Below are 14,270 nucleotides of genomic sequence, written 5' to 3'. Positions count from 1 at the left end.
AACAAAGGAATCAAACCAAAGAAACCGAATAAAACCTTACTAAATATGAAAATCAAATCAACACTTATGGTTATGGGGGCCATGTTGCTCTCAGGGTTGGTTCAAGCACAAGACGGCTGGACTTGGCCTGCCGATGCTGTACAAGAAGCGAAAGCTCGCGAGCTAAATGCAGCCTACACAGACTACATGAAGTCGGATCAGTTTGTAGAAGCTACCAAGCCTTTACATTGGCTACTTGTAAATACTCCTGAATTAAATGAATCCATTTATATCAATGGAGTCAAGATATATGAAGGTGCCCAAAAGGCCACTACTGATGCAGCTAAGAAATTGATCTATCAGGACAGCGTGATGGCGATTTATGACAAACGCGGACAGATCTACAAAAATCAAGAGAAGTGGATGGAAAATAAAGCTTATTACGGCTATCAATTCTTCAAAGGAGATAAGACCAGAATCCCTGGTGTTATCAAAGATTTTGAAAAAGCGATTGAGCTTAATGGCAATATCAATCCTCAATTAGTAGGTGCTTACTTTGATCTGATTTATAGAGACAACGCCTTCAACAAGACTTACACTGGTGAGCAAGTATTGGCAAAATATGAAATGGCTAATGGATTGCTGAATAAATCAGAAGAGGAAGGCAAAGATGTAACAAGTTCAAGAAGTCTACTTGAGCAGGTTTTGGTAAATATGGAATTGATCGATTGTGCATTCATCGAAAACACCATGGGTCCTAAGCTTGCAGCTGATCCTACTAACGAGGAATTGGCGAATCAAATCTTCAAGTATTCAGTACAGTACAAGTGTTATTCTTCCAATTCCTTTATGGCAGCATTGGAATTCATTGACTCAAAGAATCCAACCTTTGCTACCTCTCAGGTTAGAGCGATGAAATACATGTCAACAAGAGATTTTGATAAAGCTCAGCCTGTATTGGAAAAAGCCTTGACTTTGGCAGAAAACAACAAGCAAAAAGGTGAGGTACAAATGGAATTGGCAAAAATCCACGCTCAGTCCGGAAGAAAATCTCAGGCAAGAGCTGCAGCAAGAGAAGCTGCTACCCTTAACCCAGAACTGACTGCTTCTGCTTTCTCATTGATCGGAGACTTATATATGTCATCCAGCAATGATTGCAGAGGAGGAGAAAGTAGAGCAAAAGATCAGTCAATCTTCATTGCAGCATACGCCGCATACCAAAGAGCCGGTGATTCAAAAGGTATGGGAGAAGCAAGATCAAGATTTCCATCCAAGGAAGAATTGTTCACAGAAGGTCTTCAGCCAGGTGCTTCAATGAGCACTGGATGCTGGATTGGTGAGACAGTAACCCTTGCTACAAGAGATTAACTATTATATATAATGTAGAAAGGCAGTCCAATGGGCTGCCTTTTTTCGTTTGCGTGAATTAGTACTATTCAATTATATTTGAGCCGTGTTTAAGCTTCGTGTCCTTGTACTTCAGGTCCTGGTTGGATCAGTTATTTTTTCCTGCAGAGAAAGTATAGATCCTGATGCCTTGAAAGTCTATGATGGACCCATCAACTCAGCGACTAACATTTTTATGGTCCAAAGTGATTCAGCAATCATCCGTTCAGAGATCACAGCATCCAAGCAACTCGAGTTTCTCAATGGGAATATTGAATTTCCGGAAGGAATTGAAATTAAGTTTTACACAAAAGATGGTGAATTGGAGACGACGATGCGTGCGGATCGTGGATATTTCATGAAGAATGAAAATCTCTATCGCGGAGATGGGAACGTACAAATCCAGAATTTTCTCAAAGACCAAAAGCTTCAATCAGAAGAAATTTTTTGGGATCAGCCCGGAAAGAAAATTTATACAGACAAGTTTGTGACGATTCAGGATAAGCAGACATTATTCAATGGGACAGGAATGGAAGCTGATGACAGCTTTTCTAATTACACCCTGAAAGAGGTGCGAGACAGTCGGACTCTTTTACCTGGAGAAGGAATATGAAGCTAGCTGATGTCTTGATCCTTTCATTGGCTTTGGCCCTGAGTATCATTGGAGTTCATCAGAGTATGACCGTGGGAATAGGGGGTTCTTACTTCATTTTTATGTTTGCCGCAGGCTTGCTATTTTGGTTTCAACTTCGTCGAAATAAGACGCTGTCCGCTGAAAATGAAGAACATATCAAACCAAAACAAAAGAAGAAACGCCCATGATCCCGTCCGTACGGGAACACACGGGGAAATGGTTATTCAGGGCATTCCACCTGCCTGCCGGCAAGCAGGTATGACCGCTAAAAAACAATTATAATCATATGAAACGCTCATAATGGATACCACCTATTTGATTTATGTTCTCATTACGCTGCTTTTCTCCGCATTCTTTTCAGGGATTGAGATTGCTTATATCTCCTCCAATAAACTTCAAATAGAACTTCAAAGTAAGCAAGGATTATTGAGCGGTCGGATTCTCAGTCAATTCGTCCAAAAGCCAGGACAGTTTATCGGGACTACTTTGATCGGGAATACGATCATGTTGGTGCTTTATGGTATTTTTATGGCCTTTCTTCTGGAGCAACCGCTAAAAAATCTACTTCCGGAATCCTTAAATAATGATGTGGTTGTTTTACTCTCCCAGACTGTTATTTCCACCATTGTGGTGTTGATTACCGGAGAATTTCTTCCCAAAAGCTTTTTTATGCTGAACCCCAACAGCATGCTTTCGCTATTTGCTTTGCCCTTCTTTGGAATTTATTATTTAATGTATCCCATCGTATGGTTGATCGTGGGACTTTCCAGAGTTTTTATTACCAAGGTTCTTAGGCTGGAATACAATGAAGAAAAGCCGGTGTTTAAAGTTACTGATCTGAACGCTTTTATTAAGGAACATTTTCGTCAGGCAAACTCCAACCACAAAAAGATGGAGATCGATTCCAAGATCTTTGACAATGCGATTGAATTTAAAACTGTGCGAGTGAGAGAATGCATGGTTCCTCGTACCGACATCGTCTCCGTAGAAGTGGATGATTCTATAAAAGAATTGAAAAAAGTATTTGAGGAAAGTGGACATTCCAAGGTGATTGTCTATCGGGAGACTATTGATGAAGTGATCGGGTATTGTCATCAACTGGAGCTTTTCAGAAAGCCGAAAACCATTGAAGAAATTTTGACTCCTATCATTATCGCACCTGAGTCAGCCTTGGCAAATGAACTTCTCATACAGTTTATTCAGGAAAGGAAAAGTTTGGCTTTAGTCGTCGATGAGTTTGGAGGAACGAGTGGAATCGTATCGATGGAAGATATTATTGAAGAAATTTTTGGAGAAATCGACGATGAATATGACAACCACGATTTGATCGAACAGAAAGTAGGCGAAGGTGAATATTTGTTAAGCGCTCGACATGAAATCGATTATTTAAATGATAAATTCGGTTGGAATTTGCCGTATGGAGACTTTGAGACCCTATCTGGACTGATCTTATCGCTGACAGAAAATCTTCCAAACAAAGGAGAACATGTCACTTTTGAGCGTTACACTTTCACAATTATGACCAAGTTGGCCCACCGAATTGAGACAGTGCGACTGAAAATCAACGAATCAGACTGAGACCAAGCCTGACTTTGTTCTGGGGTAAATTTTGAATTTCGCCCCTAATGCTATTATTTTGCGACACTTCTAAAAAGCGTAGTATTTAAAATGGCGTTAATTAAACAAATAAGACAGCGGACAGGTCTTGCAATCGGTGTGATTGCAGGCGGGTTAATTCTATTCCTTCTCGGGGGCGATCTCTTGAGTCCTAATAGCAGTCTTCTCAATTCCAATAAAAATATCGTTGGGGAAATCGCAGGGGATGAAATCACGCTTGAAGAGTATTCTCTAAAAGTAGAGGAATTCAAAGCAATGTTTCAACAGCGATCCGGACGTGTAGCATCGGAGCCTGAAATGGTTTCTGTGAGAGAGCAAGCGTGGCAAGCAATGATTGTCGAGCGAGTATTCGACGAGGAGTACCAAAAGCTTGGTCTCACGGTGTCAAGTGCTGAACTTGTAGACATGGTTCAGGGCAAAAATATCGTGCCTGAGCTTAGAGCTCAACTGATAAATCCACAGACTGGTCAGTTTGACAAGAACCAACTCATATCCTTTCTCCAAACATTAGAGACCGCCGATCCTGCACAGCAAGCTGGTTGGGCTCAGCAAGAGCAATTATTTGCACAGGCTAGACAGCGGGTCAAATACGATAACTTATTGGCTACCTCGGAGTACTTCACCACTGCAGAAGCCAAGCTTGAGCATAAGTCCGCTAATACGATAGCAGATGCTTCTATTCTCTACATTCCTTATTATGTAATTCCTGATGGGGATGTAAAAATCGAAGAAAAGGATCTGACTTCCTACCTGAGCAAGCATCAGGATAAATTTCAAATCGGTAATACAGCCAACTTGGAATATGTTTCTTTCAGCATTTTGCCAAGTGGTCAGGATTCTTCTGAAGTAATTTCGAGCATCAATGCATTAACTGAAGAATTGAGAAATACGACTGAAGATTCCGCTTTCGTCAGCAGAAACTCAGAAATCCAAAATCCATTCATTACCTACAGACCGGGTGATGCGTTGCCTGCAATTCTTTCTTCTAATGTCTCTGAGCTCCAAGTAGGACAAACCTACGGTCCTTATGTCACAGCCAACTCTACATATGTGACCTATAAAGTCACTGATCAGTATAATGGAACCCCTCGAATGAGAGCTTCGCATATCCTGTTTAGTACAGATGGTAGAGATGAAGCCGGTAAGGCCGCAGTGAAAGCACAAGCCGAGGTTGTACTAGCTGACATCAAAGCCAATGGAAACTTTGCGGTAGCGGCCAGTCAATACGGACAGGATGGTACCGCACAAAATGGCGGTGATTTAGGTTGGTTTGCGAAAGATGATTTCGTTGAGCCTTTTGCTACCGCAACTTATGCAGCTAAATCTGCTGGTCTTTTGCCAAACTTAGTTGAGACTGAGTATGGCTACCATATCATTGAAGTCACCGAGCTTCCGAATTCAAAATACACCAAACTTGCAACCCTTGAGGTGGAGTTGGTAGCATCTGATGGCACTAGAAATGAGGCATTCAGAAATGCTGATTCTTTCGCTGCAGAAAGTGGCAACAGAAATGAATTCACTAAAAATGCGACCGAAAAAGGATACAGAATTCTTCAGGCAAATAATGTAGATGCTACCTCAAGAAATCTTAATAACCTTCAAAACGCCCGTGAAGTGATCATTTGGGCATTTGGAGAAGGTTCCCAAGGTAAAGTTTCAAAGGTTTTTGAACTCGACAATTCTTATGTAGTTGCAACTATTGTAACCAGAAAAGAAAAAGGAAAAGCAAAACTTGAGGATGTAAGAGAGCAAGTGGAGCAGCAGGTTCGTAATGAGAAGAAAGCAGCAATGATTACTGAAAAGCTTGCTGGAAAGACAACTTTAGAAGAAATGAAAGCGGTTTTTGCCGATGCATCCATCAATGAAGTTCCTGACCTGCGATTGAGCGCTTCAGTGATACCGGGTATTGGATTTGCACCAAGAGCTGTAGGGTCTATTTTTGGCCTTACTGCTTCAGGACAAATCACCAAGCCGGTGCGTGAAGATATCGGGGTATTAGTAGGAAGGGTCAATAACTTGACACCTGCTTCTGAAATTGGGGATTATACCTCTTATCAAGCACAAATGAGTCAATCAGGTTCTCAGCGAATGACCTATCAAATCATGATGGCGTTGCAGGACTTGGCAGATGTGAAGGATTACAGATACAAGTATTATTAAGAAATAATCTGATTATACGCTGTTCTGACAGTAGGCAAGTTTTCCACAGGTTGGAGCTGGATGCTTCGGCTACGCTCAGCACAAGTGACCGGAGACCGAAGACCACGCCACGGCGCGCAGGCGAAGAGGGCTTGAAAATAAGAATTTGAGCCAATTCCCATAAATCGTTTTGATCTACTATCAAAGTAGCGTAAATAAATTAAAAATATTCAACCAAAAGGAACCCATGTCGAAAGGCATGGGTTTTTTTATGTGATTCCATTACTTAATATAAAGAAGTAAGTTTGATTATGAATAGTAAGTTTGATAGCGCATCGTTCAAAGAAAAACTTGAGTCCTCAGGAGAATTTCCGATGTTGTATATGTTCAAATTCATTGTACCAATGGGAAAGGAATTTGAGGTTGGCGCATTATTTCCAAAAAATGAAATGTCACTTAAGGCTAGTTCAGGAGGAAAATATGTGAGTGCCACGATTCAAGCTATGATGGACAGTGCAGATCAGATAATAGGCATTTATGAGCGCGCTTCAGCAATTGAAGGAGTAATTTCACTTTAATCAATAGAAAATATGTGGGTTGAGAAAAATAATAAACTGACCAAAACTTTTAAATTTTCTGACTTTCAGGAGGCCTTTGCTTTTATGACTCGGGTCGCCTTTTTAGCTGAAAAACACAATCATCACCCCAATTGGTCCAATGTGTATAATACGGTAGAGATCGAGCTCACTACACACGATGAAGGAAATACTGTGACCGAAAAAGATCGTAAATTGGCCAAAGCAATCAATAAAATTCAAGAATGAATGAAACCCCTATCAGTCTTTATTTGGTGCCAACCCCGATTGGGAATCTGAAAGATATCACACTTAGAGCCATAGAAATACTAAAGGCAGTGGATGTGATCTTGGCTGAGGACACCCGAACCAGTGGAATTTTGCTCAAACACCTTGAAATATCCAAGCCTTTGCAGAGCTATCATATTTTCAATGAGCATAAGGCCGCAGAGAAACTGGTCGAACGCATGAAAAGAGGAGAAATCTTCGCCTTGGTGAGTGATGCGGGTACTCCCGCTATCTCTGACCCTGGATTTTTGCTTGTACGGGAAGTTCTTGCTGCCGGACTTGAAGTGCAATGTCTGCCTGGTCCTACCGCCTTTGTTCCGGCATTAGTCAATAGCGGTCTTCCAAATGACCGTTTCGTGTTTGAAGGGTTTTTACCACATAAAAAGGGTCGAAAAACACGAATCGAATCCTTAGTGGAGGAAACTCGGACAATCATCCTCTATGAATCCACCCATCGGCTAATGAAGACTTTGGAGCAACTTTCGGAAGCTTTTGGACCTTCCCGGCATGCTTGCGTTTCCAGAGAACTTACCAAACTCCATGAAGAAAATGTGCGTGGAACCCTAGCCGAACTGATTGAGTATTATCAAACTCATCCTCAAAAAGGGGAAATTGTACTTGTTGTCGCTGGAAAGAGTGAAAAACGGGAAGCAAAGGAATAATCGATTTTTATGAAATTTATTAACCAAGTTTTGTTTTCAATTAATTAATTAATCAAAAATTCTATTTTTGAGATAGAATCACTTTCTAACCCACTACCCATTCTCATGATTACCCAAGAAAAGCTCACTTTGTTACTGGAACAAACTCAAGAAATTGCCAAAGAGGTCGGTTCGTTTATAAGAAAGGAAAGACAGCATTTTGATGTGAAGAAGGTGGAGCATAAGGGCTTTAATGACCTCGTGTCTTATGTGGATAAAGAAGCAGAGCGTCAGATTGTGGACCGACTTAGCATCATTTTTCCAGAGGCTGGCTTCATCACAGAGGAAGGAACAAACTCCACTCAAGGGGAAATTTATAATTGGGTAATCGACCCGCTTGATGGGACAACCAACTTTATCCATAATATCCCGGTATTTTCCGTAAGTATCGCTCTGATGGAAAGAGATGATCTTATTTTAGGTGTGGTGTATGAGGTCAATCGTCATGAATGCTTTTATGCCATGAAAGGTGGAGGTGCCTTTTGCAACGATACCCGTATTAAAGTCAGTGAGGCCCCATCCCTTGCGGCATCATTGATTGCTACAGGCTTTCCATATTATAATTTCGAATTGATCGACAAATACCTGGCAACAATGAAATCTTTAATGCAAAAAACCCATGGCTTGCGGAGATTCGGTTCCGCAGCTGTAGATCTTTGCTATGTAGCCTCAGGTCGGACAGAGGGGTTTTTTGAATACAATCTCAATTCCTATGATGTAGCAGCAGGAGCATTGATTGTGAAAGAAGCCGGTGGATCTGTGACTGATTTTGATGGAGGGAATGATTTTGTTTTCGGGAGAAAAATCGTGGCTAGCAACGGAAAAATCCATCAGGATTTTATGGAGGTCTTGGCTGAATCTTGGGCCTAGTCATGAGTTTCTCTTAAAGGGCGAAGTTTGATTAGAAGTTATTTTTCCGCTCAAAAATGGTTTTCCATTTAAGGCTTGGATCAGTGTGAAAAGAGCAAGAGCTCCGTATAGTAAACCTACCCAGAGCGTTAATTTTGTATTTCTTAGAAGAAAAAAGGAAAGAACTGGTAAAACTTGTAAAGCATGCATTCCAATAAAGTGAGCGACTCGTAAATCTCCCACAATCTTACTCCAGCCTAAAATGAACAGATTGGAATTGTCATTATCCAGACCTACAGAGTGACTCATTATTCCTCCCATGAGAAAACCTTCAAAAGAAAAAGCCACGAAAAGCAAAATCCCTATTCGTATTGCCCAGAGGTAGTGATTTGGAAGTGCTGGGAAATCATTTATGAAGAATAATAGGCCGACATAAGCCGTATATAATGTGACCACTGTGGCGGCCAGTGCCATCAATGAAAACATCATCGAAAAAAATGGATGACTGACATTAAAATGCGAAGGCTTGCCCTGTGCAGCCATCGTGGCAATGTAGGTGATTTCAAAGCCCAATAAGAGCACTACAGTCCAATTGTAGACACTTATATTAAAAGATGGCAAATAATGGCAATACCAAGCCATCGCCCAAGCAAAAGTGAAAGTAGAAATTGCGAATTTGAAGGGTTTATACCATGCATTGACTTGATACACCTGCGTTGAGGAGACTTTTGTCATGAAAAGAAAAACCATGGCGGCTATTAAGCAAAGCAGACCGAAATAAAACAGGGTCTCATTTCTGGATTTTACTTGTAAGGCAAACTCTAGCATGGGTTTAAATCTTAATGCTCGCAAGATTTTTTTTGATCTTCATCATGAGAAAATCAGGAGTAACCCTAGGCAGATTGGAGATAAACCAATTGTTGAACCCAACGATTTTCTTCCCTTTTCCCTTCAAAAGTAGCTTGACTCCTGCGGCGGCCACATCTTTGGCGGGGACGGGTTTGTTTGCGCTCATAGCATTGGTTTTCCGCATTTCCGGGGTGTGGAAAGGTGTTTCTACAGTTCCAGGGCAGAGGGCGGACACTACGACACCAGTTCCATCCAGTTCGGCTGCAATGGTTTCTGAAAATGCCAAAACAAAAGTTTTGGTGGCTGAATACACCGAGTAGTATGGGAAAGGAATAAAGGACAATAGCGAAGCAACATTCATGATTCTGCCTGACTCTCGCTTAGCCATATCCTGTGCAAATAGCTTAGTTAAAATAACGAGACTACTAACGTTAAGATTAATCATACCCAGTTCTAGATCCATGGAGGTTTCGAGGAAATTTCCATATCCGCCGAACCCCGCATTATTGACCAAATGAGAAACGCTCAGATTTTTAGCTTTTACCTGATTAAATAGCTCGAGGGCATTGTGTGGATTAGACAAATCATAAAGCATGATTCGGATGTCAATTGGATACTTTTCCGTCAATGCCTTTCTCATGCTCTCCAACTTATCCTCACTTCGAGCGACGAGGATTAAGTTGAACTTCTGTGCAGCCAGAAGTTGGGTCATTTCAAAGCCAATCCCCGAAGAGGCGCCAGTTATAAGAATGTATTCATTCATGATTATTTTTGATTTAGTTGATTTTTGACCAAGTTTCTGATTTCCCAAACATGGATATTCCTACAAAACCTCTTACTTCTAGCGTTTTTGGTGACTTTAGCGTGAGTTTACAGGAGTAAGTTTTTCCATCTTTTGGATTGTAGATTGTTCCATCTTTCCAGCTATTGCTTCCTTCGAAAATGAAATTGTTAAGTATGACCAGCCCGACCAGATCTCTTTTTCTTAAACTTAGATCAGGGTTTTTTACGTCTTTGGTTTCACCTCCGGTTCCCCAGATTATTTTACCAAAGTATTGTCCAGCTTCTTTATAGATCTGGAATTTGGCATCTTTTTCAGCATTGATCCATTCACCCAGAATGGCGTCACCTTCTTTTGTCTGATTGATTTGAGCTAGAACATTACCAGCTAAAAATAGAAGGATCAATAGGATAGATAATTTTGACTTTCTCATGTTTAATTAGTTTAAAATTTGTGTCTGTTGATTCTTTTATAAGTTGAATTTAGAATAGGATAGATTGAATTAAGTTCTAAATATGAACAATGTTCATTAATGCAATAAATTTTTTTACCTCCGATCTAGGATCATTACAAACTCCTCATATGCCTTCATTAGGATGGTATTCGGATCTTCAAAATTTACCCCTTTGACTCGCTGACTGTTGTGAAGGGAGGCCATTCCATGCACGGTGCTCCATATAGCAAAGGATAACGGTTCGAGTTTATGTCCTGAGAAATGACCGCCTTCCATACATTGGTATACAGTAGCCCTCAAGACTTCAAATGTGCCTTTACCCTCATTCCATTCTTCCTTGTGCATGGATTCCAAAAAGTCCATAGGGCCTCTCAATGAAAACATAAGGTCATACATATCAGGGTTATCTAGGGCAAATTGAAGGTATACCCTGCCCAAAGCTTTGAGCCTCTCCATTGGATCTCCGACACTAAATAGAACTTTCATTTCGCCTCCTAATTGCTTGAAGCCCTGAGAATGAAGGTCGTGAAGAATGTCATTCTTGTCTTTGTAATAGACATAGACAGTACCTACACTGTACTCGATTGCATTGGCTATATTTCGAATGGTGGTCTGATCGATTCCTTTTTCCACAAAAAGCCTTTTGGCTGCCTGTAAGATCAGGGATTTGAGTTCTTCTTTTTCTTTTGCCTTTCGTTCAGATATTCCCATTTGAAATCTTTATTGGTTCAAATAAAATGAACAGCGTTCATTAAAACAAATTTTGTTAGGATTATTTTAAAAATCGAGAGTAACAAAGTGTGTTATTCCTCCTTACTTTCACCCCAAAAGAAAATACCAAATCAAAAGGCTAACTGCCGAAATCGGCATCCCAAGACCTGAAAGCAATGTCGCTAGTTTAGGCTGAAGTCCGAATTGTATGGAGACAATCGAGCCCGTAATCATCGGTGCCATGCCACTTTCAAGCACGGTTACTTTCAAATCCAGCGAATCTACAGGAAGAAGATTTCTATAAATAAGCCATATGACCGCCGGTGCCAATATCAGGCGATAGCCCAATCCATACCAGAAAAAGCGTGAGGCCAATGAGCTTCGATCTAAAGAAAATTTTAACCCTATCGCCAAAAGAGCCATGGGTGGCATTGTTTTACCAATCAGTTGGAGAAGTGGAATGAGAAATTCTGGAGTTTTGAGGTCAAACATGCTCATTAACAATGTCCCGACAAGAAAGCCAAAAGGAGGAAATTTGAGAATTTTCAATGGAACCTTAGCCAAGCTTTCACTATGGTTGCCATAGATCGAGCCCACCAAAATCGAAAGTGAGGATACAATCAAAAAAGATCCTCCCTGATCAATAAGCAGTGCTGTGGGTAATCCTTCTTTTCCATATAATCCTTCGATCACAGGAAAGCCAAGAAATGAAGTATTTGCCAAACCAGCCACGATGATCAGACAACCAGTCGTATTTTTGCCCCAGTTGAATTTTCTTCCAAGAATTCCAAAAAGTAACCAAGAAAGTAAAAAGGTTAACCAAGCAGCGGAAACAGGTATTAATAATTCCCAGGAAAGCTTGATCTCAGGGATATAAAGAAGGGCTAAAGCAGGCAACACAATGTTGATCAAATAAGCCTGAACCCAGCTTGAAGCTATGTTTGTGGGGAAATTTGGAAATTTTCTAAGGAAAATGCCTAAGAACAGACATGCTAACGCGATAATCAATCCTGCCATTACCGAATATGTTGAAACTTATTTTTATTTAACATAGAAATAATTTGGAATTCTTGTATAGCCCTGAATATCAGCATACTTTTAGACATTCTAATTTCATAGCTATGACGAAACTTATACCAATTTTTATTGAGGGGAAAAAATGGATTCAGCTTTCACAGCTTTCTTCAGACCAAGTCCAATCTTTAAAATCTATACTTCCTGTCGATTGCCTTAAAAAAGTCATTTTTCAAGGAATGGAATTAAACGACTGCCTTGATTTTGATATGTATGAATATTGGTTTAAAAGTGATCAGATTTCAGGACAAAGACATGCCCTGTTGGATTTTTAACCCAAGCCGAAACTTTTCCGTTTTTCATCAAAATATTTTATAAGTTCGGGATAGAACTCGCTTTCTGCTTCCGGTATCCCATCCAATACCAAGGGAATATTTCCCTCAGCCGCATCTTGATTGACTTGCATGCCTTCGATCAAGTAGATCATATCTTCAAAAGAAAGCGGCTCCCAAGTGCTACTTGGATACACCGAGTATTCATTTCCGTAAAAATCGATTACCTCAAACGTGATTTTGCCTTCCAATAGGTGAGCATAAATACTGATTTGCTCACCCCAAGTGCTTTCCGGATAGTGGAGCCGCACTAGGGTTACAGCGTTGGATTCTGAGGTGAAGTAGCTTTCAGGCTGAAATTTGAAATCAAACATGCAATAAAAATACGAAGTACAATTTAGCTGAGCTTATCGAAAATGAGATTCTGGCGAGCTTTTGAAATTATTGCAAAAATTTTATTTCTCTTTGGTGCAGAATCTTTATAAACGCAAACGTTAATTTGCTGACAATCAGCTCTATTTAGGTTTGTAATATCCTTTCTTTTTAACTTTATCACCTAGCAGATTTTCAACTGCTTTTCCACATTGGATTATAGGGACTTTCGGGCTATTTTTGGGCTCGTTTTCAAACAGCCGGAAGATCACCGGTGTTCATACTTTGCTTACAAATTCCTGATTATGAAAAGAGATTCGCTTGTTTTTGACCTCATTGCCAGAGAAGAAGACAGACAAAAAAGAGGCATCGAACTGATCGCTTCAGAAAACTTCACGAGTAAACAAGTGATGGAAGCTGCAGGCAGCGTCTTGACGAATAAATATGCAGAAGGTCTACCAGGTAAGCGGTACTATGGAGGCTGCGAAGTAGTAGATGAAATAGAGCAGATCGCCATCGATCGAGCCAAACTTTTATTTGGTGCGACATGGGCTAATGTTCAGCCCCATTCAGGTGCGCAGGCAAATGCAGCTGTATTTTTAGCTTGTTTGAAAGCAGGGGATTCGATTTTAGGATTTGACCTTTCCCATGGGGGGCACTTGACTCATGGATCTCCGGTAAACTTTTCAGGTAAATTGTATCAGGCCAATTTCTACGGAGTCGAGGAAGAAACCGGAATGATCGATTACGATAAAGTCGAGGAAAAGGCTATCGAAGTAAAACCAAAAATGATCATCTGTGGAGCTTCCGCTTATTCCAGAGATTGGGATTATGAGCGACTTCGGGAAATCGCCGATGAAGTAGGAGCACTTTTGTTGGCTGATATTTCACACCCATCTGGACTCATAGCAAGAGGACTGTTGAAAGACCCATTGGAGCATTGTCATATTGTGACGACTACCACTCACAAGACCCTCAGAGGTCCAAGAGGTGGTTTGATCCTGATGAGGGAAGATTTTGATAATCCTTGGGGATTGACCACTCCAAAAGGAGAGATCAAAAAAATGTCTGCACTTTTGGATATGGGTGTATTTCCGGGTACCCAAGGAGGTCCATTGGAGCATATCATCGCGGCGAAAGCCATTGCTTTCGAGGAAGCGCTTTCTGACGAATACATGCACTATGTAGTTCAGGTAAAAAAGAATGCATCCATCATGGCAGAAGAGTTCGTAAGTCTCGGTTACCAGATTATTTCTGGTGGCACTGACAATCACATGATGCTCATCGACCTGAGGAATAAAGAACTTACTGGAAAGCTTGCCGAGGAAACCCTTGGCAAAGTGGACATCACCATTAATAAAAACATGGTTCCTTTCGATACCAAGTCACCTTTTGTGACTTCGGGTATGCGTGTAGGAACTGCCGCAGTGACTACACGAGGATTAAGAGAAGACGATATGCGAAAAATCGTCCAATTGATTGATCGTGCATTGCAAAGCCATTCAGACGCAACTGCACTTGCTGATATCAAGGAAGAAGTCAATTCGTGGATGGTTCAATTTCCCTTATACTAATTACTGAATTACCAA

At 40.8% G+C, this 14,270-nt stretch carries 17 protein-coding genes; 11 read left to right on the top strand and 6 right to left on the bottom strand.

What is annotated here, in order from left to right; translation table 11 throughout:
- The first annotated feature begins 45 nt into the window (after window positions 1-45).
- The 9 genes from ACK4HU_RS03090 (at window position 46) to ACK4HU_RS03050 (ending at window position 8,189) form a co-directional block, all read left to right on the top strand.
- Window positions 46-1,347: a hypothetical protein gene (locus ACK4HU_RS03090; RefSeq protein WP_409803381.1), complete on the top strand. Its 1,302-nt coding sequence runs from the start codon at window positions 46-48 to the stop codon at window positions 1,345-1,347.
- 85 nt (window positions 1,348-1,432) lie between these two features.
- Window positions 1,433-1,978 carry an LPS export ABC transporter periplasmic protein LptC gene (gene lptC, locus ACK4HU_RS03085; protein ID WP_409803380.1) on the top strand — a complete coding sequence of 182 codons (546 nt, stop codon included), beginning with the start codon at window positions 1,433-1,435 and terminating at the stop codon, window positions 1,976-1,978.
- The gene (locus tag ACK4HU_RS03080) at window positions 1,975-2,187 is read left to right on the top strand and encodes a hypothetical protein (protein WP_409803379.1); all 213 of its coding nucleotides are present in this window, start codon (window positions 1,975-1,977) and stop codon (window positions 2,185-2,187) included. Before lptC ends, ACK4HU_RS03080 begins: the two co-directional genes overlap by 4 nt.
- Window positions 2,188-2,299: 112 nt before the next feature.
- Window positions 2,300-3,577 (top strand): hemolysin family protein, encoded by a 1,278-nt coding sequence (locus tag ACK4HU_RS03075; RefSeq protein ID WP_409803378.1) that lies wholly within the window; start codon window positions 2,300-2,302, stop codon window positions 3,575-3,577.
- Between the two features lie 90 nt (window positions 3,578-3,667).
- Complete coding sequence (locus ACK4HU_RS03070; RefSeq protein WP_409803377.1) at window positions 3,668-5,776, top strand: SurA N-terminal domain-containing protein; 2,109 nt, start codon at window positions 3,668-3,670, stop codon at window positions 5,774-5,776.
- Between the two features lie 290 nt (window positions 5,777-6,066).
- Window positions 6,067-6,333 carry a DUF493 domain-containing protein gene (locus ACK4HU_RS03065; protein WP_409803376.1) on the top strand — a complete coding sequence of 89 codons (267 nt, stop codon included), beginning with the start codon at window positions 6,067-6,069 and terminating at the stop codon, window positions 6,331-6,333.
- A 12-nt stretch (window positions 6,334-6,345) separates the two neighbouring features.
- A complete protein-coding gene (locus tag ACK4HU_RS03060) occupies window positions 6,346-6,579 on the top strand; it encodes a 4a-hydroxytetrahydrobiopterin dehydratase (protein ID WP_409803375.1) in 234 nt (77 codons plus the stop codon).
- A complete protein-coding gene (rsmI, locus tag ACK4HU_RS03055) occupies window positions 6,576-7,280 on the top strand; it encodes a 16S rRNA (cytidine(1402)-2'-O)-methyltransferase (RefSeq protein WP_409803374.1) in 705 nt (234 codons plus the stop codon). The genes ACK4HU_RS03060 and rsmI overlap by 4 nt, the downstream gene beginning before the upstream one ends.
- Window positions 7,281-7,385: 105 nt before the next feature.
- On the top strand, window positions 7,386-8,189 hold the full coding sequence (locus ACK4HU_RS03050; RefSeq protein ID WP_409803373.1) for an inositol monophosphatase family protein: 804 nt from the start codon (window positions 7,386-7,388) through the stop codon (window positions 8,187-8,189).
- Here the strand turns inward: ACK4HU_RS03050 and ACK4HU_RS03045 are convergent, their stop codons facing one another.
- The 5 genes from ACK4HU_RS03045 to ACK4HU_RS03025 all read right to left on the bottom strand — a co-directional run bounded on the left by ACK4HU_RS03045 (window position 8,190) and on the right by ACK4HU_RS03025 (window position 11,980).
- Complete coding sequence (locus ACK4HU_RS03045; protein WP_409803372.1) at window positions 8,190-8,996, bottom strand: hypothetical protein; 807 nt, start codon at window positions 8,994-8,996, stop codon at window positions 8,190-8,192.
- A gap of 4 nt (window positions 8,997-9,000) precedes the next feature.
- Window positions 9,001-9,780, bottom strand: coding sequence for an SDR family NAD(P)-dependent oxidoreductase (locus tag ACK4HU_RS03040; RefSeq protein WP_409803371.1), 780 nt, complete (start codon window positions 9,778-9,780; stop codon window positions 9,001-9,003).
- Window positions 9,781-9,793: 13 nt separating this feature from the next.
- Window positions 9,794-10,231 carry a DUF2147 domain-containing protein gene (locus ACK4HU_RS03035; RefSeq protein WP_409803370.1) on the bottom strand — a complete coding sequence of 146 codons (438 nt, stop codon included), beginning with the start codon at window positions 10,229-10,231 and terminating at the stop codon, window positions 9,794-9,796.
- Window positions 10,232-10,345: 114 nt separating this feature from the next.
- Window positions 10,346-10,963, bottom strand: coding sequence for a TetR/AcrR family transcriptional regulator (locus ACK4HU_RS03030; protein ID WP_409803369.1), 618 nt, complete (start codon window positions 10,961-10,963; stop codon window positions 10,346-10,348).
- 108 nt (window positions 10,964-11,071) lie between these two features.
- Entirely contained in the window at window positions 11,072-11,980 is a 909-nt protein-coding gene (locus ACK4HU_RS03025; protein WP_409803368.1) for an AEC family transporter, read from the bottom strand.
- A gap of 53 nt (window positions 11,981-12,033) precedes the next feature.
- Here ACK4HU_RS03025 and ACK4HU_RS03020 point away from each other — a divergent pair, with 53 nt between their 5' ends.
- Window positions 12,034-12,312: a hypothetical protein gene (locus tag ACK4HU_RS03020; protein WP_409803367.1), complete on the top strand. Its 279-nt coding sequence runs from the start codon at window positions 12,034-12,036 to the stop codon at window positions 12,310-12,312.
- Here the strand turns inward: ACK4HU_RS03020 and ACK4HU_RS03015 are convergent.
- Complete coding sequence (locus ACK4HU_RS03015) at window positions 12,309-12,683, bottom strand: UDP-glucuronosyltransferase (RefSeq protein ID WP_409803366.1); 375 nt, start codon at window positions 12,681-12,683, stop codon at window positions 12,309-12,311. The two genes, ACK4HU_RS03020 and ACK4HU_RS03015, sit on opposite strands and share 4 nt — an antisense overlap.
- 303 nt (window positions 12,684-12,986) lie before the next feature.
- On the opposite strand from ACK4HU_RS03015, the gene glyA reads away from it, so the two are divergent.
- On the top strand, window positions 12,987-14,255 hold the full coding sequence (gene glyA, locus ACK4HU_RS03010; RefSeq protein WP_409803365.1) for a serine hydroxymethyltransferase: 1,269 nt from the start codon (window positions 12,987-12,989) through the stop codon (window positions 14,253-14,255).
- Window positions 14,256-14,270 lie beyond the last annotated feature (15 nt).

The sequence above is a fragment of the Algoriphagus sp. genome, from assembly GCF_046296635.1.
Classification (GTDB): Bacteria; Bacteroidota; Bacteroidia; order Cytophagales; family Cyclobacteriaceae; genus Algoriphagus.
The sequence above is the reverse complement of the archived record's forward strand: the minus strand, read 5'-3'. Positions and strand labels throughout refer to the sequence as shown.

What these genes read in the sequence shown, in the direction of transcription:
- ACK4HU_RS03080 (WP_409803379.1), top strand. Translation starts at nt 1,975, where the DNA reads ATGAAGCTAGCTGATGTCTTGATCCTTTCATTGGCTTTGGCCCTGAGT.
- ACK4HU_RS03075 (WP_409803378.1), top strand. Translation starts at nt 2,300, where the DNA reads ATGGATACCACCTATTTGATTTATGTTCTCATTACGCTGCTTTTCTCC.
- ACK4HU_RS03060 (WP_409803375.1), top strand. Translation starts at nt 6,346, where the DNA reads ATGTGGGTTGAGAAAAATAATAAACTGACCAAAACTTTTAAATTTTCT.
- ACK4HU_RS03070 (WP_409803377.1), top strand. Translation starts at nt 3,668, where the DNA reads ATGGCGTTAATTAAACAAATAAGACAGCGGACAGGTCTTGCAATCGGT.
- rsmI (WP_409803374.1), top strand. Translation starts at nt 6,576, where the DNA reads ATGAATGAAACCCCTATCAGTCTTTATTTGGTGCCAACCCCGATTGGG.
- ACK4HU_RS03040 (WP_409803371.1), bottom strand. Translation starts at nt 9,780, where the DNA reads ATGAATGAATACATTCTTATAACTGGCGCCTCTTCGGGGATTGGCTTT.
- ACK4HU_RS03025 (WP_409803368.1), bottom strand. Translation starts at nt 11,980, where the DNA reads ATGGCAGGATTGATTATCGCGTTAGCATGTCTGTTCTTAGGCATTTTC.
- ACK4HU_RS03015 (WP_409803366.1), bottom strand. Translation starts at nt 12,683, where the DNA reads ATGTTTGATTTCAAATTTCAGCCTGAAAGCTACTTCACCTCAGAATCC.
- glyA (WP_409803365.1), top strand. Translation starts at nt 12,987, where the DNA reads ATGAAAAGAGATTCGCTTGTTTTTGACCTCATTGCCAGAGAAGAAGAC.
- ACK4HU_RS03035 (WP_409803370.1), bottom strand. Translation starts at nt 10,231, where the DNA reads ATGAGAAAGTCAAAATTATCTATCCTATTGATCCTTCTATTTTTAGCT.
- ACK4HU_RS03090 (WP_409803381.1), top strand. Translation starts at nt 46, where the DNA reads ATGAAAATCAAATCAACACTTATGGTTATGGGGGCCATGTTGCTCTCA.
- ACK4HU_RS03050 (WP_409803373.1), top strand. Translation starts at nt 7,386, where the DNA reads ATGATTACCCAAGAAAAGCTCACTTTGTTACTGGAACAAACTCAAGAA.
- ACK4HU_RS03065 (WP_409803376.1), top strand. Translation starts at nt 6,067, where the DNA reads ATGAATAGTAAGTTTGATAGCGCATCGTTCAAAGAAAAACTTGAGTCC.
- ACK4HU_RS03045 (WP_409803372.1), bottom strand. Translation starts at nt 8,996, where the DNA reads ATGCTAGAGTTTGCCTTACAAGTAAAATCCAGAAATGAGACCCTGTTT.
- ACK4HU_RS03030 (WP_409803369.1), bottom strand. Translation starts at nt 10,963, where the DNA reads ATGGGAATATCTGAACGAAAGGCAAAAGAAAAAGAAGAACTCAAATCC.